The sequence below is a fragment of the Bradyrhizobium glycinis genome (assembly GCF_016031655.1).
Lineage (GTDB): Bacteria > Pseudomonadota > Alphaproteobacteria > Rhizobiales > Xanthobacteraceae > Bradyrhizobium > Bradyrhizobium glycinis.
The window spans coordinates 768,888-787,139 of sequence record NZ_JACCHQ010000001.1 but is presented as its reverse complement, the minus strand read 5'-3'; the positions used below and the strand labels follow the sequence as shown (position 1 = coordinate 787,139).

The 18,252-nt window shown below is 65.7% G+C and carries 15 protein-coding genes and 1 pseudogene; 10 read left to right on the top strand and 6 right to left on the bottom strand.

Annotated features, from left to right (window positions below; translation table 11 throughout):
• Positions 1–83 precede the first annotated feature (83 nt).
• Positions 84–932: a hypothetical protein gene (locus HZZ16_RS03785; protein ID WP_197947145.1), complete on the bottom strand. Its 849-nt coding sequence runs from the start codon at positions 930–932 to the stop codon at positions 84–86.
• A gap of 274 nt (positions 933–1,206) precedes the next feature.
• On the opposite strand from HZZ16_RS03785, the gene HZZ16_RS03780 reads away from it, so the two are divergent.
• The gene (locus HZZ16_RS03780) at positions 1,207–2,457 is read left to right on the top strand and encodes a cyclopropane fatty acid synthase (RefSeq protein WP_197947144.1); all 1,251 of its coding nucleotides are present in this window, start codon (positions 1,207–1,209) and stop codon (positions 2,455–2,457) included.
• A 108-nt stretch (positions 2,458–2,565) separates the two neighbouring features.
• On the opposite strand, the gene HZZ16_RS03775 is transcribed toward HZZ16_RS03780, so the two are convergent.
• A complete protein-coding gene (locus HZZ16_RS03775) occupies positions 2,566–2,838 on the bottom strand; it encodes a transcriptional regulator (protein WP_246509937.1) in 273 nt (90 codons plus the stop codon).
• A 484-nt stretch (positions 2,839–3,322) separates the two neighbouring features.
• On the opposite strand from HZZ16_RS03775, the gene HZZ16_RS03770 reads away from it, so the two are divergent.
• Both HZZ16_RS03770 and alr read left to right on the top strand, forming a co-directional pair.
• Positions 3,323–4,828, top strand: coding sequence for a replicative DNA helicase (locus tag HZZ16_RS03770; RefSeq protein WP_197947143.1), 1,506 nt, complete (start codon positions 3,323–3,325; stop codon positions 4,826–4,828).
• Positions 4,829–4,882: 54 nt separating this feature from the next.
• Positions 4,883–6,133, top strand: a complete 1,251-nt coding sequence (alr, locus tag HZZ16_RS03765; protein ID WP_197947274.1) for an alanine racemase — start codon at positions 4,883–4,885, stop codon at positions 6,131–6,133.
• Between the two features lie 141 nt (positions 6,134–6,274).
• Here alr and HZZ16_RS03760 read toward each other — a convergent pair whose 3' ends face one another.
• Positions 6,275–6,490 carry a cysteine rich repeat-containing protein gene (locus tag HZZ16_RS03760; RefSeq protein WP_197947142.1) on the bottom strand — a complete coding sequence of 72 codons (216 nt, stop codon included), beginning with the start codon at positions 6,488–6,490 and terminating at the stop codon, positions 6,275–6,277.
• A gap of 40 nt (positions 6,491–6,530) precedes the next feature.
• Between HZZ16_RS03760 and HZZ16_RS03755 the strand changes: the two genes are divergently transcribed.
• Positions 6,531–7,301: an exodeoxyribonuclease III gene (locus HZZ16_RS03755; protein ID WP_197947141.1), complete on the top strand. Its 771-nt coding sequence runs from the start codon at positions 6,531–6,533 to the stop codon at positions 7,299–7,301.
• Between the two features lie 3 nt (positions 7,302–7,304).
• Here the strand turns inward: HZZ16_RS03755 and HZZ16_RS03750 are convergent, their stop codons facing one another.
• On the bottom strand, positions 7,305–7,673 hold the full coding sequence (locus tag HZZ16_RS03750; protein ID WP_197947140.1) for a GFA family protein: 369 nt from the start codon (positions 7,671–7,673) through the stop codon (positions 7,305–7,307).
• A 233-nt stretch (positions 7,674–7,906) separates the two neighbouring features.
• Here HZZ16_RS03750 and HZZ16_RS03745 point away from each other — a divergent pair, with 233 nt between their 5' ends.
• Positions 7,907–8,632, top strand: coding sequence for a sulfite exporter TauE/SafE family protein (locus HZZ16_RS03745; RefSeq protein ID WP_197947139.1), 726 nt, complete (start codon positions 7,907–7,909; stop codon positions 8,630–8,632).
• A gap of 12 nt (positions 8,633–8,644) precedes the next feature.
• On the opposite strand, the gene HZZ16_RS03740 is transcribed toward HZZ16_RS03745, so the two are convergent.
• Both HZZ16_RS03740 and HZZ16_RS03735 read right to left on the bottom strand, forming a co-directional pair.
• Positions 8,645–10,714 carry a putative bifunctional diguanylate cyclase/phosphodiesterase gene (locus tag HZZ16_RS03740; protein ID WP_197947138.1) on the bottom strand — a complete coding sequence of 690 codons (2,070 nt, stop codon included), beginning with the start codon at positions 10,712–10,714 and terminating at the stop codon, positions 8,645–8,647.
• Positions 10,714–11,826: an ABC transporter substrate-binding protein gene (locus tag HZZ16_RS03735; RefSeq protein WP_246509957.1), complete on the bottom strand. Its 1,113-nt coding sequence runs from the start codon at positions 11,824–11,826 to the stop codon at positions 10,714–10,716. The genes HZZ16_RS03740 and HZZ16_RS03735 overlap by 1 nt, the downstream gene beginning before the upstream one ends.
• A 224-nt stretch (positions 11,827–12,050) precedes the next feature.
• On the opposite strand from HZZ16_RS03735, the pseudogene radA reads away from it, so the two are divergent.
• The 5 genes and pseudogenes from radA (at position 12,051) to HZZ16_RS03710 (ending at position 18,241) form a co-directional block, all read left to right on the top strand.
• Positions 12,051–13,495, top strand: a pseudogene (gene radA, locus HZZ16_RS03730) (DNA repair protein RadA).
• Positions 13,496–13,662: 167 nt separating this feature from the next.
• On the top strand, positions 13,663–14,292 hold the full coding sequence (locus HZZ16_RS03725; RefSeq protein WP_158668178.1) for a CvpA family protein: 630 nt from the start codon (positions 13,663–13,665) through the stop codon (positions 14,290–14,292).
• Between the two features lie 28 nt (positions 14,293–14,320).
• Positions 14,321–15,844 (top strand): amidophosphoribosyltransferase, encoded by a 1,524-nt coding sequence (purF, locus tag HZZ16_RS03720; RefSeq protein ID WP_197947136.1) that lies wholly within the window; start codon positions 14,321–14,323, stop codon positions 15,842–15,844.
• Between the two features lie 155 nt (positions 15,845–15,999).
• Complete coding sequence (locus tag HZZ16_RS03715; RefSeq protein ID WP_197947135.1) at positions 16,000–16,740, top strand: SDR family NAD(P)-dependent oxidoreductase; 741 nt, start codon at positions 16,000–16,002, stop codon at positions 16,738–16,740.
• Positions 16,741–17,017: 277 nt separating this feature from the next.
• A complete protein-coding gene (locus HZZ16_RS03710; protein ID WP_197947134.1) occupies positions 17,018–18,241 on the top strand; it encodes an ABC transporter substrate-binding protein in 1,224 nt (407 codons plus the stop codon).
• Positions 18,242–18,252: the final 11 nt, after the last annotated feature.

Below are 18,252 nucleotides of genomic sequence, written 5' to 3'. Positions count from 1 at the left end.
GCACCACTCTAATCACGGTCAAGACGATGCGAAGGCCGCGGATGGCGCAGCCTTCGCATCGTCGATCGAAAGATCCGGCTGACCTAGCGCGAGATCGGCGGCGCCGGCGGACCGGAGGACGCAGGCGGCGCTAGCGGCGGGGCTGCAGCGGTCGCGGGCGGCGCCTGTTCCTGCGGCTTGGCTGCGGGCGCCGGCTCGGCGGATTTCGGAGCAGCCTCTTCCACCGGCTTGGGCGCGGCCGGCTCAGGGGGATTGGCGGCGGCTGGGGCTGCTGGCGTCACCTGCGGCACCGGATCTGGCCGCAGCGCCGGCGTCTCGCTGCTGCGCGGCTCCACCTTGGCGCTGTCAGGCTTGACGGCCTCTGGCTTCGGCTCGGTCTTCTTGTCGTCGGTCCGCGGCGCCGCGGCATCGTCCTTCGGGGCCTCCTCCGTCCCGGGCTTGGCGCGCCGCTTGCCTTTGCGTGCCTCGGGCGCAGCCTGTCCCTCAGGCTTCGCGCCGTCCTCGGCCGGCCGTGCGGCACGCTTCTGGCGCGTACCCTCGGCGGCCGGAGGGGCGCCCTCGCCCTCGGGCCGGGCCGCCTCCTGCGCGCGCGGGCGTCGGCCCTGCTGCTCCGGCGAAGCGCCATCCTTCTTGCCGTCCTTGGCCTGGTAGCGGGTGTCGGTGGCCCCGTTCGAGATCAGATAGGCGGAGAGGACGCCCGCCATATCCGAGCTCGTCGTGTAGTGCTGGCGCAGGAATCCCGGTAGCGAGCCGGGCGGGACGGACTTCAGCAGCCCGCGCGGGCTCTTGTGGCAGGCATTGCAGGTCTGCGAGAACAGCTGGGACGGAGTCTTGCCGGCCTCGAGGTTCGTCGCCTGCGCAAGAACGGAATCGGCCGCACCGAAGCCAATCAGAAGCAACACCGTCGCGAGGCTGAGCGCTCGGCTCGACATTCCCATCATCTCCGTTGAATTTACGCAAATGCAGCCGGCGTCCGGCGCGGCGGCGGTGACCTTTTAACCGATTGAGCCGCGAATGGAAGCAGGTCCGCGCGCAAGGATGTGATTAAGCGGTTTTCGAATATCTACTTTGAATACAGTGCAATAGCGCAGCCGGAACCGGCTCGCTAGATTTGAATGCAAACGCATAGGAACCGCTGCGGCGCTTGGGCGTCAGGTATGAAGGCCGGGTAGTCGCATCTTTCGGGTTCGCTCGAGAGGATTGCCAATGGACCGTTTGTTGCGTCGATTCCTGTCCCAATTCATCCGCCGCGGATCGCTGACGGTGACCAGCGCGAGCGGGGCTAAGTTCACCGTGGGCGACGGCTCCGGCGAAGGGGTCGCGGTCCGCTTCGTCACCGCGGACGCCGAGCGCAGGGTCCTCGTCAATCCCGAGCTGGGGCTGGGCGAGGCCTACATGAACGGCGAGTTCGTGGTGGAGCGCGGCACCATAGCTGATGCCCTCGCGATCCTGCTCGATCAACCCGACCTGTTGCCGCAGTGGGCAAAGCCGTGGTGGCACCTGCGCTACCTGACGCGGCACCTCAAACAGTTCAATCCCCGCCCGCGCTCCCGTCAAAACGTCGCTCATCACTACGATCTCGACGGCCGCCTCTATTCGCTGTTTCTCGATGCCGACAAGCAATATAGCTGCGCCTATTTCGAAACGCCCGAGATGTCGCTGGACGACGCGCAGCTTGCCAAGAAGCGGCACATCGCGGCGAAGCTTCTCGTCGCGAATGGCCAGCGCGTGCTCGACATCGGCTCCGGCTGGGGTGGCCTCGGGCTCTATCTCGCCGAGATCGCGGGCGCCGACGTCACCGGCGTGACGCTGTCGACCGAACAGCTGCAGGTCGCCAATGCGCGCGCAGCCGAAAAGGGCCTGACGGGCTCGGCCAGATTCCAGCTCCAGGATTATCGCGACGTCGAAGGTACGTTCGACCGCATCGTCTCCGTCGGCATGTTCGAACATGTCGGGGCAAGATTCTACGACACCTATTTCCAGCGCTGCGCCGAGCTGCTGAAGGAAGACGGCGTCATGCTGCTGCATGCGATCGGCCGTTCGCAGGGCCCGGATTCGACCAATCCCTGGATCGCCAAATACATCTTCCCCGGCGGCTACATCCCCGCCCTCTCGGAGGTGCTGCCGGCGATCGAACGCGCGGGCCTGCTGGTCTGCGACATCGAGATTCTGCGCCTGCACTATGCCGAGACGCTGAAGGCCTGGCGCGAGCGGTTCATGGCGCGGCGCGAGGATGCCGTGCAGCTCTACGACGAGCGCTTCGCCTTGATGTGGGAATTCTACCTGGCGGCCTGCGAGATGACGTTCCGCAAGCAAGCCATGATGAACTTCCAGATCCAGATCACCCGTCGCCAGGGCGTGGTGCCGATGACCCGCGACTATATCCCGCGGGAGGAAGCCCGGCTGCGGGCCCGGGAGGGCGCGGCCTTGCCAAGGCTCAAGCTGGCTGGTGAATAGATCCGGGATCGTAAAGCGCGATGCGATTGAGATGAATCGTCATCGCGCTTTAGGTTATTGTTTAAGCATGATCTTTCGGAAAACCGCTGCACACTTTTCCCGAATGCTCTAGTGACGAAGCGTCGAAATCCCGAACGTCCGGAAAGAAGCCGTTAACGCCAATTGCGCCCGCAATTCCAGCAGGATTTCGGGGGCGACCGGCTGGCGACGCACCTCAGGCCGCTCCGCGTGCTTCATGGCCGCGATGAGCCCCGACAGCCAAAGCCGGCTGCCTGCCTCGCTTCGCCAATTCTGGTGCTGCCGTTCTGGCTGCATCGCTCGCCTCGTATCCCTGTCGGCGGGGAATGCGATAATCCCCTGCCCTTGCGCCTGTTCCGGCATGCCCCCGAAAGAATCCGGGGAGATGTGATCTGCTTCACATAAGTCTGGTCGGGCCTGGCTTAGACCGTCGCAATGAGCAAAGAGACCCAAACCTCATTCGACGTGCAGGACGACCTCCGCACCGATTACGCCCTGATCGTCACCGGCGTTGGGGCGGCCCTGGTTGCGCTGGTCTACCTCCTGCTGGTCTGAAGCCGAGCCGAATACGGCCAGCGGGCGTCATTTCGCGCGCCTCTCGATAGGTCTGCGCGTCAGCCCTCGGGGTTCACGGGTTTCAGGATTTTTCCGCGGCGCGACCATAGCCCTCTGCGCCGAGCCAGTTCCGCCAAAATCCAGTCAAGCGCGGCGCGTGCTGCGGCTGCAAATCATCCACCATTTTAACTGAGCGGTTGATAGCGGTCAGCTTTTGCTTCCGCTTTGACCTTCGGCGGCGCTTTATCCCGGCCCCGCATCCGCCCAAGAAAATTGCTAAGCACGTCCGACCATGGCACCGACTGATTCGAACGTTCTCAAACTCGCACCCGATGCCGGAACTCCCGCCTATCGGAGCGCGCCGCACAATATCGAGGCGGAACAGAGCCTTCTGGGCGCGATCCTGGTCAACAACGACGCCTTCTACCGCGTCTCCGATTTCCTGGAGGCCAAGCACTTCTTCGAGCCGCTGCACCAGACCATCTTCGAGACCGCGGGCAGCCTGATCCGGATGGGCAAGATTGCCACCCCGGTCACGCTGAAGACGTTCCTGCCGGCCGATACCGATGTCGGCGGCATGACCATTGGACAATATCTGGCGCGGCTTGCAGCCGAAGCGACCACCATCATCAACGCCCAGGACTATGGCCGGACCATCTACGATCTGTCGTTGCGCCGCGACCTGATCGGCATCGGCGAGGACATGGTCAACGTCGCCTATGACGCACCGGTCGACTTCGCGCCGCGGGCGCAGATCGAGGACGCCGAGCGCCGCCTCTACGAGCTCGCCGAGTCCGGCCGCTACGACGGCGGCTTCCAGAAATTCTCGCAGGCTCTGACCGTCGCGGTCGATCTCGCGGCCAAGGCGTTCCAGCGCGACGGCAAGCTGTCGGGCATCTCGACGGGCCTGCGCGACCTCGACACCAAGATGGGCGGCCTGCAGCCCTCCGACCTCATCATCGTCGCGGGACGCCCCGGTATGGGCAAGACGTCGCTGGCGACCAACATCGCCTACAACGTCGCGCAAGCCTATGTGCCGGAGCTTCAGGCCGACGGCACCATGAAGGCCGCCAACGGCGGCGTGATCGGCTTCTTCTCCTGCGAAATGTCGGCCGACCAGCTCGCCACGCGTATCGTGGCCGAGCGCACCGGCATCCCCTCCTCCCACATCCGCCGCGGCGGCATCACGGAGGCCGATTTCGAGAAGATCCGGCAGGTCTCGATCGAGCTGCAATCGCTGCCGTTCTACGTCGACGCCACCGGTGGCCTGTCGATCGCGCAGCTGATGGCGCGCGCGCGCCGGCTCAAGCGCCAGAAGGGTCTCGATCTCCTGGTGATCGACTACATCCAGCTGCTCTCGGGCTCGGGCAAGCGCGCCAGCGACAGTCGCGTGCAGGAAATCACGGAGATCACGACCAGCCTGAAGGCGCTGGCCAAGGAGCTCAACGTTCCCGTGATCGCACTCTCGCAGCTCTCGCGCCAGGTGGAATCGCGCGACGACAAGCGGCCACAGCTGTCGGACCTGCGCGAATCCGGCTCGATCGAGCAGGACGCCGACGTCGTGCTGTTCGTGTTCCGCGAGGAATATTACCTCGCCATGAAGGAGCCGCGCCCCGGCACCGAAGAGCACGCCAAATGGCAGGCCGACATGGAACGTACGGTGGGCCGCGCCGAAGTCATCATCGGCAAGCAGCGCCACGGTCCGACCGGCACGGTCGAGCTGCACTTCGATTCCTCGGTCACGCGCTTCGGCGACCTCGCGCATGACGGCCAGTTGCCGGACCGCAGCGACTACTAGATTGTTCCCCGGGTTGAACGGCGCCGGCCTCTTGCGTAAAACGGCGCCATGACAATGGCGTCCGCCCCGAAATCGATCCCGCAATCCGGCCCACTCTCCGCCGAGGCCAACCAGGCTGCCGCGCTCGCGGCCTATGGCGGCGTCTTGACCGTCGATCTCGACGCGATCATCGCCAATTGGCGCAAGCTCGAGAAGACTGCGGTGCCGGCCGAATGCTCGGCGGTGATCAAGGCCGACGCCTATGGCTGCGGCGCCGAGCAGGTGTCGAGGGCCCTGAGCAAAGCCGGTTGCAAAACGTTCTTCGTCGCCACCATCGAGGAAGCGCGCAAGGTGCGCGCCGCCGTTCCGGAGCCCACGATCTACGTGCTCGGCGGCTATTTCCAGAACACCGGCGAGCACTACGCCAAGATCAATTGCCGTCCTGTCATCGGCGATCTCAACGAGCTCGCCGAATGGGACGTGTTCTGCCGCCGCACCGGCTGGAACGGGGGCGCAGCTGTTCACATCGACACCGGCATGAACCGGCTCGGGCTGACGCTGTCGGAAGCGCAGGCCATCATCCCCCGCATCAATGCCGGCGATCACGGCATCACGCTGGTGATGAGCCATCTGGTCTCGGCCGAGCAGCTCAACAGCCCGATCAATGCCAGACAGCTCGCGGCCTTCCGCAGCATCGCCAGCGAGTTCACAGGCGTGCCGGCGGCGCTCGCCAACTCCTCCGGTATCTTCCTCGGCGCGCCCTTCCAGTTCGACCTGGTGCGGCCGGGAGCTGCGCTGTACGGCGTCAACCCGACGCCGGAGGCCGACAATCCGATGCAGCAGGTGGTCGACCTCAAGGCGCGCATCGTGCAGATCCGCACCATCGAGCGCGGTGAGACCGTCGGCTATGGCGGCACCTGGACCGCGCGGCGGCCGACGAAACTGGCGATCATCGCGGTCGGCTATGCCGACGGCTATTTCCGCGCCGCCAGCTCCAATGACGGCACCCGCGGCGCCGAGGTCATCGTGGCCGGCAAGCGCTGCCCTGTCGCAGGCCGCATCTCCATGGACCTGATCGCGATCGACATCACCGATCTGCCGCCGAACGCGGCGCGGCGCGGCCACATGGTGACGCTGCTCGGAGACGGCATCACCGTCGACGAGCTCGCGCACCATTTCGGCACGATCGGCTATGAGGTGCTGACCAGCCTCGGCCACCGCTATGCCCGCCTCTACAAGGGCGGCCATGTCGAGGAGCCGCTGGTCAAGCCGGAGCCCGCCTCGAACGCCGGGCAGCCGCCGGCGTCGCCGCCGCTGCCGTCTTAGTCAATCTCTCGTGCCCCGGACGCAACGCAATGCGCCGCACTTCGCGGCGTAGTGCGCTGCAGAGCCGGGGCCCACATCTCAACAGTGCACTGTGTCGCCTCTGGGTCCCGGCTCGCGCTGCGCGCGTCCGGGACACGAGACCTACTTCTTCTTTCTGCTGTCCAGCGCCGTCTTGCAGGTGGCGGTGAGTTGGTCGCGCTTGGCGTTGAGACAGGCGACGATACCGCTGCCCGGCGCGATGCCGGCGCAGAACTTGTCGTAGTCCGCCTTGCATGCGCCGCGCGTTTCGGCTGACTGTGCCGTGGCCCCGGAGAACGCAGTGACGAAGGCGATAGCGGCAAAGCTCAACTTGGACATTGTATCTCCGAGGACGGAAGGCAGGAGCCGGTAGCTCTACATGAAGATCGCGACATTCAACATCAACAACATCAACCGCCGCCTGCCCAATCTGTTGGCATGGCTGCGAATGGCGAAGCCCGATGTCGTCGCGCTTCAGGAGTTGAAGGCAAGTGATGGCGAATTTCCGGCAGCCGCCATCGAAAGGGCCGGCTATGGCGCGGTGTGGCGTGGACAAAAGACATGGAACGGCGTCGCCATCCTCGCCCGCAACGCCGAGCCGGTGCTGACGCGCGACCGCTTGCCCGGAAAGCCCGCCGATCTCGAAGCGCGCTATATCGAGGCCGCCGTGCGCGGCGTCATCGTCACGAGCATCTATCTGCCCAACGGCAATCCGCAGCCGGGACCGAAATTCGACTACAAGCTCGACTGGTTCGCGCGGCTGCGGCGCCACGCCAACACCTTCATCAAGCAGGACCTGCCGGTGGTGCTCGCAGGCGACTACAATGTTGCGCCAGGCGAGATCGACATCTATCCGACGCGCTCGTGGGACAAGGATGCGCTGATCCAGCCGAAGAGCCGCGTGGCCTTTGCCGCGCTGGTCGAGCAAGGCTGGTGCGACGCGATCCGCGAGCTCAATCCGGACAAGCGCATCTACACGTTCTGGGACTACAAGCGGAACCGCTGGCCGCGCGATGCGGGCCTGCGGCTCGACCATCTCCTGCTCAGCCCTGCCCTCGCCCCGCGCCTCGTCAATGCCGGCGTCGACAAGAAGACGCGCGGCGAGGACGGCGCGAGCGACCACGCGCCGGCGTGGGTGGTGTTGCGGTGACCCTCACCACAAATTCCTGCCGTCGATCACGTTCACCGGCACGGCCTCCAGATCGAAATCGTCGAACAGGCGCGCATTGAGGGCGACCTTGGGATTGTCGAAATCGGGCTTGCCGGTCGACCAGTCCGGCGACTCCGAATATGTGCCACAGCCGCAAGCCGCGCAAAAATGGTGTTTGACGGTGCGGCTGCCCCAGAGATAGGTCGCGACGTTTTCCGGCGGCGACAGCAACCGGAACTGCTCCGGCTTGTAATAGGCCCACAGCGCACCGCGCTTGCTGCAGAGCGTGCAGGTGCATCGCGTCAGGCTCGAAGGCGCCTCCGTCACCTCGAACACCGTCTCACCGCAATGACAGCTTCCTTCGATCGGCATGATCCGCATCTCCCCATTTGTCAGGAGATGGTCGTAGCCGGCTCCTGCTGCCAACATGCTGTCAGCAGCGGGACGTCCCAAAACCAGAACATGAAAAACAACCCCATGCACAGTAGCCGAGCCCTGTGTTCTCAATGACTTAACGCACCACCGAATAGCTGCCCTCGCCTGGCGCGCATCGCCCTCACACCACGCGGCGGCTACACTGCCCCGATTCCCGGAGCGCTCCCTCCTTGGCCTTCCTGTTCGTCCTCACCGTCGGCCTCCTCGCTGGCACCATCTCAGGCATCGTCGGCACCGGCTCGTCGATCATGCTGATGCCGGTGCTGGTCTATGCCTATGGACCGAAGGAGGCCGTGCCGATCATGGCGGTGGTCTCGGTGATGGCGAATTTTTCGCGGATCCTGGCGTGGTGGCGCGAGGTCGATTGGCGAGCCTGCGCGGCCTATTCGGTCACTGGCATTCCCGCGGCGGCGCTCGGCGCGCGGACGCTGCTGGCGCTGCCCGCGCATGCCGTCGATCTCGCCATCGGCCTGTTCCTGATCGCGATGGTGCCGGTGCGGCACTTTCTGGCGCGGCACGATCTCAAGGCCAATCTCTGGCATCTTGCGATCGGCGGCGCGGTGATCGGCTATCTCACCGGCATCGTGGTCTCGACCGGGCCGCTCAGCGTGCCGCTGTTCCTGTTCTACGGCCTGTCCAAGGGAGCCTTCCTCGCAACCGAAGCGGCCTCCTCGCTCGGCCTCTATTTTGCGAAATCGGTGACCTCCGAGCGTTTCGGCGCGCTGACCGGGGAGGTCTTCATCAAGGGACTGATCGCGGGCGCCTCGCTGATGTCGGGCGCCTTCATCGCCAAACGCTTCGTGCTGCATCTGAGGCCTGATGTTTTCCGCCTCTTGATGGACGCGATCATGATCGCGGCCGGGCTCTCGATGCTCTGGAATGCAGCACAGCCGTGAGCCGGCCGCGGCTCAGGCGGCGAATTCCGGGGTGATCGAGGGGCTGTCAGCGATGACGCGGCTCGCCACGGCCGGCTGCCGGTCAAGCCATTGCAGCACGGCCTCGAGCGGCTGCGGCCGCTGATAGAGGAAACCCTGCCCGAGCCGCACGCCCATCTCACGCATGGCCTCGGCCTGCTCGGCGCGTTCGATGCCCTCGGCGACCAGGGTCAGCCCCAGCGTGGCGGCGAGCGATGCGATGACGCCGACGATGGCCTTGTCCTCCGCGCTGCTGGGGATTTCGCTGATGAAAGCCTTGTCGATCTTCACCTTGTCGAGCGGGAAGCGCCTGAGATGAGCAAGCGAAGAGTAGCCCGTGCCGAAATCGTCGAGGGCGATCGTGGCACCCAGGCGCCGCAGGCGATGCAGCGTTTCGGAGGCGCTGGCGATGTTGTTGATCAGCGACCCTTCCGTGATCTCGAGCTCGAGCATCGATGCCGCGACACCGAAGCCCGCGCAGGTCGCGCGCAGCTCGGCGGCGAGCGAATGGTCGGCAAGCTCCGACGGCGGCAGGTTGATCGCGATCCGGATCTGCGGCCTGCCCGCGGCGGCCAGTTGCTGCAAAGCCCGGCAGGCATCGGTCAGCACGTAACGGGTCAGTCGCGCATTGTTGCCGCTGCGCTCGATCAGCGGCAGGAATTCGCCGGGGCCGATCACGCCGTGCTCGGGATGGCGCCAGCGGATCAGCGCTTCCAGACCGACGACCTCATGGCTGTCGAGGTCGACCTGACTCTGGTACCAGACCTCGAACTGTCCTTCGGCGAAGCCGGTGGGAATGGCGAGCTCGAGATCCCTGCGCCGGCGATAGTCGCGCTGCAGCGCTTCGTCCAGGACGGCGACCGTGCCGGGCGCCTTGCTCTTGGCATGATAGAGCGCGATGTCGGCGAGCGTCGGCAGATGCGACAGCTCCGGATCGTCGGAATGGCGCACGGCAAGGCCGATGCTGGCGCGCGGCACCACCTGCTTGTCGTGGAGGCGGATCGGCTCGGAAATGGCATCGAGCACGCGTTGAGCGAATGCGTGCGCGGCCTGTTCGCCGCTCACCTCGGGGCGAATGACGACGAACTCGTCGCCGCCGAGCCGGGCGACCCAGTCCTCGGCATCGACGGCGCGACGAAGACGCTGCGAAATCTGGACCAGGAACGCATCGCCGGCCTCGTGCCCGAAGGTGTCGTTGATGCCCTTGAAGTCGTCGAGATCGATGAAGCAGAACGCGACCAGCGTATCCGGCGCGCCTCCAGTCTGGCTCGTCACGGCAAGGCGCTCGGTCAGGGAGCGCCGGTTCGGCAGCCCAGTGAGCGGATCGTGCGTCGCCATGTGCCCGAGCCGGTCCAGCGCGCCCGACGTCGTGTGCTGCATGGCGTTGAAAGCGCGCGCGAGCTGGCCGAATTCGTTCGAGGACGTGACGTCGGCCGGATAGGCCCGGCCGTCCTGCTTGCTGCGCTGGATCGCCGACATCATGGCCGCGAGCGGCCTGCCGATGAAGATGTTGGCGGAGATCCGCATGGCGATCAGGGTCGCGAACGTTGCGAGCAGCCCGACGACGAGCAGCAGCATCAGGCGGCTGCCCGCATCCGCGTACAGCGTCGCACGCGAATAGGCGATGGCGATGCGGCCGGCCTGAACGGCCATATTGCCGTTGCTGTAGCGGATCGGGTGCGAGACCTCGGCGGCCGACTGGCCTTCGGGGCGCGCGACCACGCGGGCGATCGCAGCGCCGGTATCGTCATAGACGGCCGCCGCCGCAATGGTCTCGTCGTGCATGATCTCCTTGAGCACGCTTGTGACCTGGTCGTAGCGCATCTTCCAGAGCGGCTCGGCGATCAGCTCGGCCCGGCTCTCGGCGACGCGGGCCATGCGGGCGTCGAGCTGCCTGAGCTGCGACCAGAAGCTCGATGCCTCGACGCCGGCGGAGGCGAGCAATTGCACCAGCAGCAGAACGGGCACGGTGGCCCAGATCATCGCGTGGACGACCGAGCGCAAGCGCGGTGGCGCCGCCTGCTCGTTGCGATCCGGATCGGTCATCACCTCATCCTTGCGCATCAGTCGGCAACGCCTTCAGCAACCGGCAGCGACGAGATGAGCGCATCGAGGGAGAAGTCATATTGGCCGCAGCGCCCGGCCTTCGCCCGGAACCGCGTGAAGTCGATCCGGTCGAACGCACGGGTCTTGATGAGGTCGCCGACCGAAGCGAGATTGTCGCGCGTGATCGCGGACGTCTTGACCTCCACGCGCGGCGAAACGGCTGCAAAATCGCAGCCGTCGGCATAATCGCGCAGGAGAACGACGGACCAGCCGCCGAGCAGGAAATGCCCGCCATCGGTCAGGAGCAGACGGCCCGCCTTGATCTCGCGCAGCGCATCCTCCGACCAGTTGAGGCCGACCACCTGGATGTTCTCGCCGGGGACGAGGCCGGCGGCGATCGCCGCGCGCAGCGCGCCGAGCGCCATCGGATCGTTTCCGGCCCAGATCCCGGCAGGCCGGATCTGCTTGCGCGCGGCCCAGCTCAGGTAGTTTGCCGTGACCCGCTCGGCCTCGGACTTCGTCCAGTTGGCGAACAGCATGCGGTCCACCACGACGTCGGAGGCAGCGTCCACCGCGAGCTTGAGACCGGCGTTACGGGCGATCGAGGCGGGCGTGGTCTCGTCGCCACCGATGCCGAGAATGTGGATCTTGCCGTCTGCGCTCTGCCATTTCTCGGCGCGCGCCGCGGTGATCAGCGCATTGGCCATGCGCGCGCCCGCGGTCTGAAGATCGGTCGTGATGTCGCCGAGCCAGGTCTTGAGCTTTTGCCTCGGCGGTCCAAGACGCACCGCGTCCTCGCCGATCAGCGTGTTCGAAAGCAGCAGGGTCTTGACCCCCGCGGCTTCGGCCGCCTCCAGGATGGGAACGGCGGCGGATTCCTCGTTCGACAGGATGAGGAAGTCGGGCTTGTCGGGACGGGCCACCACGCCGAAACCGAGCTCCTGCATGGTGCGGTAGTTCCGCTCGCTGGTCAGAACCTCGACATGCGCGTCGAGCTTGCGGCCGGCGGCCTGCATGGTCTGCGCGACCATGTCCCAATAGACCTCGCCGGTCTTGCCAGGATTGACGAAGACGATGTCGAGGGGCTTGGCGATGCTTCGGCCAAGGGACCCAAAAACGCCGCAGACCATGCCCGCCGCGAGCAATATTCGCAGGAATTTCGTCAATTTCGCCGCCCCCATTGGTTCCGAGATTGGACCCACGTCCGCTAAGAATTGGCAAAACCGCACCGGGCACAGCCGCGCAGGGCTAACGAAAAGTATATCTCCCGCGCCGAACTGAGATATTCGAAGCGCCCGCGATCGGCCTGCCATTCCGTGCTATCAGCACATCTGAAACTCGCGACTCACGCCCCATGGCCAAATCCACGCTCTCTTTCGTCTGCCAGAACTGCGGCGCGGCCTATAACCGCTGGCAGGGCAAGTGCGAGTCCTGCGGCGAGTGGAATACACTCGCGGAAGAAGACACCAGCGGCAGCGTGCCGGTCTCGATCCGCTCCAAACGCAAGGGCCGAACGTTCGCGCTGGAGAGTCTTGCGGGCAAGAGCCCGGATGCGCCGCGCCTGTCCTCAGGCATGACCGAGCTCGACCGCGTCACCGGCGGCGGCTTCGTGCGTGGCTCGGTGCTGCTGGTCGGCGGCGATCCCGGTATCGGCAAGTCGACGCTGCTGACGCAGGCGACCAGCCTGTTGGCGCGCGCCGGCCACCGCGTCGTCTACATCTCCGGCGAAGAGGCGGTCGCCCAGGTGCGCCTGCGCGCCGAGCGGCTCGGGCTGTCGGACGCGCCGGTGCAGCTCGCTGCCGAGACCTCGGTCGAGGACATCGTCTCGACCCTGTCGGAGGGCGCGGTGCCCCGGCTGATCGTGATCGACTCGATCCAAACCATGTGGACCGACACGGTGGAATCGGCGCCCGGCACGGTGACGCAGGTGCGCGCCTCGGCGCAGGCGCTGATCCGCTTCGCCAAGAAGACCGGGGCCGCCATCATCCTGGTCGGCCACGTCACCAAGGACGGCCAGATCGCCGGCCCCCGCGTGGTCGAGCATATGGTCGATGCGGTGATGTCGTTCGAGGGCGAAGGCTCGCAGCAATTCCGCATCCTGCGCGCGGTGAAGAACCGCTTCGGGCCGACCGACGAGATCGGCGTATTCGAAATGACGGGCCTCGGCTTGCGCGAGGTCAGCAATCCGTCCGAGCTGTTCCTGTCGGAGCGCGATCTCGGCACGCCCGGCACCGCGGTCTTCGCCGGCATCGAGGGCACGAGGCCCGTGCTGGTCGAATTACAGGCGCTGGTGGCCCCGACCTCGCTCGGCACCCCGCGCCGGGCCGTGGTCGGCTGGGATCCGAGCCGGCTGTCGATGGTGCTGGCGGTGCTGGAGGCCCATTGCGGGGTCAAGCTGTCCGGCCATGACGTCTACCTGAACGTCGCGGGCGGCCTGCGCATCAACGAGCCGGCGGCCGATCTCGCCGCTGCGGCGGCCCTGGTGTCGTCGCTGGTTAATGCGCAGTTACCCACCGATGCCGTCTATTTCGGCGAAATCTCGCTGTCGGGCGTGGTGCGCCCGGTGGCGCAGACCCCGGCCCGGCTGAAGGAAGCGGCAAAGCTCGGCTTCCAGCGCGCCGTGCTGCCCGAATCGGCACGGGGCGATGCGGGCGGCGACGCCGGGCTGTCCCTGAATGCGGTGAACAGCCTGACGACATTGGTGGCCGAGATCGCAGCCCGGGGCTCCCGTCGGGGCGAATCCGGCGCGCCGGCCGAAAAAATGCCACACCGGCAAGATTCCGCCGTGGAGAGGGTTAGGTGGAGGTGACGCCGGGGGCCCTCGCCGCTATACAGCCGTCACAAAAGCAGCATGGGATTGCGTGGTTGCGGCCTTGCCGGGAACGCCGTCTGCCCTTCTTTTAGGGCAGCGGCCAAACACCGATTCGCTAGAGCACCTTTGAAGTACGAGCGGACCAGACCAGCCGATGCCAGTGACACTCCTCGACCTGATCCTGCTCGGTGTGATGCTGATCTCGGGCCTGCTCGCGATGGTCCGCGGCTTCATGCGCGAAATCCTGTCGATCGCGGCCTGGGGTGCGGCGGCGATCGTGACGCTGTACTCGTTCTCCAAGCTGCTGCCGACCGCCAAAACCTATTTCAACAACGACACGGTCGCGAGCGTGGTCGTGGTCGCGGGCGTGTTCGTCGGCACCCTGGTCGTGGTCTCCGTCATCACGGTCCGGATCTCCGACATGATCCTGGATTCGCGGATCGGAGCGCTGGATCGCACCCTCGGCTTCCTGTTTGGGCTGGCTCGCGGGCTTTTGATCGTCGTGGTCGCATTCCTGTTCTTCACCTGGCTGGTGCCGGACAAGCAGCGCCCCGACTGGGTCACCGGGGCCAAGTCCCGCGTCGTGCTCCAGGGAACCGGCGATTGGCTGATGGCCCTCTTGCCTGACGACCCCGAGAACACCATCTTGAAGAGATTCAAGAAAAACAAACCAGATGATGATCAAGCTGAATCCGAGCAGCAGCCTTCGGGCAGTGGCGACGGGTACAGTAAATCGGCTCGTGACGGCATGAAAAAGCTGATCGAGAAACCTGCGGCGCGTTGATAGGGCCCAAAAGAGAGGCGAGAACGAGATGCGACACCCTGACCAGGACGCCCTGCTTGATCTCGATCCAAATGCCGGTCCAGGCCCGGCGGCTCTTGAGCTTCAGGACGATCTGGAAGGCGATACGCTGCGCGAGGAATGCGGCGTCTTCGGCATCTACGGCCACCCTGATGCGGCCGCCATCACCGCGCTTGGCCTTCACGCCCTGCAGCACCGCGGCCAGGAGGCCGCCGGCATCGTCTCCTACGACGGCAGCCGCTTCCATTCCGAACGCCGCCTCGGCCTCGTCGGCGATACCTTCTCCCGCCGCGAGGTGATCGACCGCCTGCCCGGCAGCGTCGCAGTCGGCCATGTCCGCTACTCCACCACCGGCGCCACCATCCTGCGCAACGTCCAGCCGCTGTTCGCCGAGCTCAATGCCGGCGGCCTCGCCGTCGCTCACAACGGCAATCTCACCAACGGCCTGACGCTGCGCCGCGAGCTCGTGAAGCACGGCGCGATGATGCAGTCGACCACCGACACCGAGGTGATCCTGCACCTGGTCGCGCGCTCCAAGCGCGCCCGGTTCATCGAGCGCTACATCGACGCGCTGCGCGAGATCGAGGGCGCCTATGCGCTGGTCTCGCTCACCAATAAGAAGCTGGTCGGCGCGCGCGATCCCCGCGGCATCCGGCCGCTGGTGCTGGGCGAGCTCGACGGCTGCCCGATCCTGACCTCCGAGACCTGCGCCCTCGACATCATCGGCGCGCGCTTCGTGCGCGACATCGAGCCCGGCGAGGTCATCGTGTTCGACGAGAACGGCCAGGACATCCACAAGCCGTTCCCGCCGATGGCGCCGCGTCCCTGCATCTTCGAATACATCTACTTCTCACGGCCGGACTCCATCGTGCACAGCCGCTCGGTCTACGAGGTGCGCAAGAATTTCGGTGCGCAGCTCGCGCGCGAGAGCCACGTTCCGGTCGACGTCGTGGTGCCGGTGCCGGATTCCGGCGTGCCCGCCGCGGTCGGCTACAGCCAGTATTCCGGCGTGCCGTTCGAGCTCGGCATCATCCGCAACCATTATGTCGGCCGCACCTTCATCCAGCCGACGCAGGCGATCCGCGAATCCGGCGTGCGCATGAAGCACTCGGCCAACCGTGCCGCGATCGAAGGCAAGCGCATCATCCTGATCGACGATTCCCTGGTGCGCGGCACCACCTCGAAGAAGATCGTGCGCATGATGCGCGATGCCGGCGCGACCGAAGTGCATTTCCGCCTCGCCTCGCCCCCGATCCTCTATCCCGATTATTACGGCATCGACCTGCCCGACCGCGGCGGCCTGCTGGCCGCAACGCATTCGCTGGAGGAGATGCGCGAGATCATCGGCGCCGACTCGCTCGCCTTCCTGTCGATCGACGGCATGTACCGCGCCATGGGCGAGCCCGGCCGCGATCCCGCCAATCCGAAGTTCTCGGATCATTGTTTTACCGGCGCCTACCCGACCCACCTCACCGACCAGACCCAGACCGAACCGCAGCCGCGGCAGCTGTCACTGCTGGCGGAGGCGAGCTGACCTCCTCCTGTCATTCCGGGGCGCGCGCAGCGCGAACTATGGTGCGCAATTGCGCACCTGAGAATCTCGAGATTCCGGGTTCGATGCTTCGCATCGCCCCGGAATGACGACCATGCGGGGCTTGTCCCGGCCGTCCACGGCTGTAAAACCCCGCCATGACCAAACCTCTCGCCAACCGTATCGCTCTCGTCACCGGCGCCTCGCGCGGCATCGGCTTTGCCACCGCGCTCGCACTCGCCAAGGCCGGCGCACATATCGTTGCCACCGCGCGCACCCAAGGCGGGCTCGAGGAGCTCGACGACGAGATCCGGAAAGAAGGCGGCAGCGCCACCCTGGTGCCGCTCAACCTCACCGATTCCGACGGCATCGCGCGGCTCGGCGCCGGCCTGCACGAGCGCTATCGCAAGCTCGACATCCTGGTCGGCAATGCCGGCGTGCTCGGCCCCTCCTCGCCGATCGGCCACATCGAGCTGAAGACTTTCAACGACGTGATGGCGGTGAACGTCTCCGCGAACTTCCAGCTGATCCGCTGCATGGAACCGCTGCTGAAGCAGTCCGATGCCGGCCGCGCCGTGTTCATCACCTCGGGTGCCGCGAACAAGGCAACCGCTTACGTCAGCCCCTACGCGGCGTCCAAGGCGGCGCTGGAGACGCTCGCGCGAGCCTGGGCACACGAGACCGCGAACACGAAGCTGCGCGTCAACCTGTTCAATCCCGGCCCGGTGCGCACCCGTATGCGCGCCACCCTGATGCCCGGCGAGGATCCGGCGACGCTCGACACGCCCGAGCAGGTCGCAGATTTCATCGTGCCGCTGTGCGCGCCCGACTGGACCGAGACCGGCAAATTCTACGACTACAAGAGCCGCACCTTGATGAGCTTCCGCGCGCCGGCGTGATTGCCCTCCTGCGCCACGGACGTCATGCCGGGGGTAACGACCATACCGCCGAGCTCGATACCGGACAGCGCATTCAGAAGTTCAAGCGGGCATCGGACGCGCTGAAATAGCGTCTCAACGCATTTTCTCCAAAAGTTAACCGATGGATGACGCTACGACGCAGCGTCATCCGGCTTTAGGTGCATTGCCGTCGGCCGTGGGACACGGTAGAGCGTCAATTTGGAACAAGGCTCCCGAAGAGGGCCGTCCGCATATTTGACAATGGAGGAAGCCTTTTATGACGATGCCCGCACGCCGCACTGCGGCTCTTCTGGCCTGTGCCGCTTTCGGCTTTGCCACATCCGCCTTCGCGCAGGACAAGACCATCAAGATCGGCGTGCTCAACGACATGTCGAGTCTCTATGCCGACATCGGCGGCCCGAACTCGGTGGCGGCGGTGAAGATGGCGGTTGAGGATTCCGGCCTGAAGGCCAAGGGCTGGACCATTGAGGTGCTCTCCGGCGATCACCAGAACAAGCCCGACATCGGTGTCAACATCGCCCGGCAATGGATCGACGCCGACAAGGTCGATGCCATCGCCGACACGCCGAGCTCCGGCGTCGCGCTCGCGGTGAGCAACCTCGTCAAGGAAAAGAATGCGGTGCTGCTTAATTCGGGTGCCGCCACCGCCGACCTCACCGGCAAGGCCTGCACGCCCAACACCGTGTCCTTCACTTACGACACCTACATGCTCGCCAACGGCACCGGCAAGGCGCTGACCAAGGCGGGCGGCGACAGCTGGTTCTTCCTCACCGCGGATTACGCGTTCGGCCATGCGCTGGAGCGCGACACCAGCGCCGTCGTCACCGCTACCGGCGGCAAGGTGCTCGGCGGCGTCAAGCATCCGCTGAACACGGCCGACTTCTCCTCCTTCCTGTTGCAGGCGCAGTCCTCCAAGGCCAAGATCATCGGCCTTGCCAATGCAGGCGGCGACACCACCAACGCGATCAAGCAGGCCGCCGAGTTCGGCATCGTCTCCGGCGGCCAGAAGCTCGCCGCGCTGCTGCTGTTCATCAACGACGTGCATTCGCTCGGCCTGAAGACCGCGCAGGGCCTGACCTTCACCGAGTCCTTCTACTGGGACCTCAACGACCAGACCCGCGAATGGTCGAAGCGCTTCCAGAAGGTCTCGCCCAAGGGCTCGATGCCCTCGATGACGGTTGCGGGCCTCTATGCCGAGATCCTGCATTACCTGAAGGCGATGGACGCGCTCGGCAGCAATCCGCATGACGGCGCCAAGGTCGTCGCCAAGATGAAGGAGCTGCCGACCGACGATCCGCTGTTCGGCAAGGGCCCGCTGCGCCAGGACGGACGCCGCCTCATCCCCGCCTATCTGTTCGAGGTGAAGAAGCCCGAGGAGTCGAAGGGGCCGTGGGACTATTACAAGCTGGTCGCCACCATCGCGCCGGAAGATGCGGCCAAGCCGCTCAAGGACAGCGACTGCCCGCTGGTGAAGAAGTGACCGCGTAGCGG

Coding starts and splice junctions, on each gene's coding strand:
- HZZ16_RS03785 (WP_197947145.1), bottom strand. CDS start 932: ATGTCGAGCCGAGCGCTCAGCCTCGCGACGGTGTTGCTTCTGATTGGC.
- HZZ16_RS03780 (WP_197947144.1), top strand. CDS start 1,207: ATGGACCGTTTGTTGCGTCGATTCCTGTCCCAATTCATCCGCCGCGGA.
- HZZ16_RS03775 (WP_246509937.1), bottom strand. CDS start 2,838: ATGCCGGAACAGGCGCAAGGGCAGGGGATTATCGCATTCCCCGCCGAC.
- HZZ16_RS03770 (WP_197947143.1), top strand. CDS start 3,323: ATGGCACCGACTGATTCGAACGTTCTCAAACTCGCACCCGATGCCGGA.
- alr (WP_197947274.1), top strand. CDS start 4,883: ATGGCGTCCGCCCCGAAATCGATCCCGCAATCCGGCCCACTCTCCGCC.
- HZZ16_RS03760 (WP_197947142.1), bottom strand. CDS start 6,490: ATGTCCAAGTTGAGCTTTGCCGCTATCGCCTTCGTCACTGCGTTCTCC.
- HZZ16_RS03755 (WP_197947141.1), top strand. CDS start 6,531: ATGAAGATCGCGACATTCAACATCAACAACATCAACCGCCGCCTGCCC.
- HZZ16_RS03750 (WP_197947140.1), bottom strand. CDS start 7,673: ATGCCGATCGAAGGAAGCTGTCATTGCGGTGAGACGGTGTTCGAGGTG.
- HZZ16_RS03740 (WP_197947138.1), bottom strand. CDS start 10,714: ATGCGCAAGGATGAGGTGATGACCGATCCGGATCGCAACGAGCAGGCG.
- HZZ16_RS03735 (WP_246509957.1), bottom strand. CDS start 11,826: ATGGTCTGCGGCGTTTTTGGGTCCCTTGGCCGAAGCATCGCCAAGCCC.
- HZZ16_RS03725 (WP_158668178.1), top strand. CDS start 13,663: ATGCCAGTGACACTCCTCGACCTGATCCTGCTCGGTGTGATGCTGATC.
- purF (WP_197947136.1), top strand. CDS start 14,321: ATGCGACACCCTGACCAGGACGCCCTGCTTGATCTCGATCCAAATGCC.
- HZZ16_RS03715 (WP_197947135.1), top strand. CDS start 16,000: ATGACCAAACCTCTCGCCAACCGTATCGCTCTCGTCACCGGCGCCTCG.
- HZZ16_RS03710 (WP_197947134.1), top strand. CDS start 17,018: ATGACGATGCCCGCACGCCGCACTGCGGCTCTTCTGGCCTGTGCCGCT.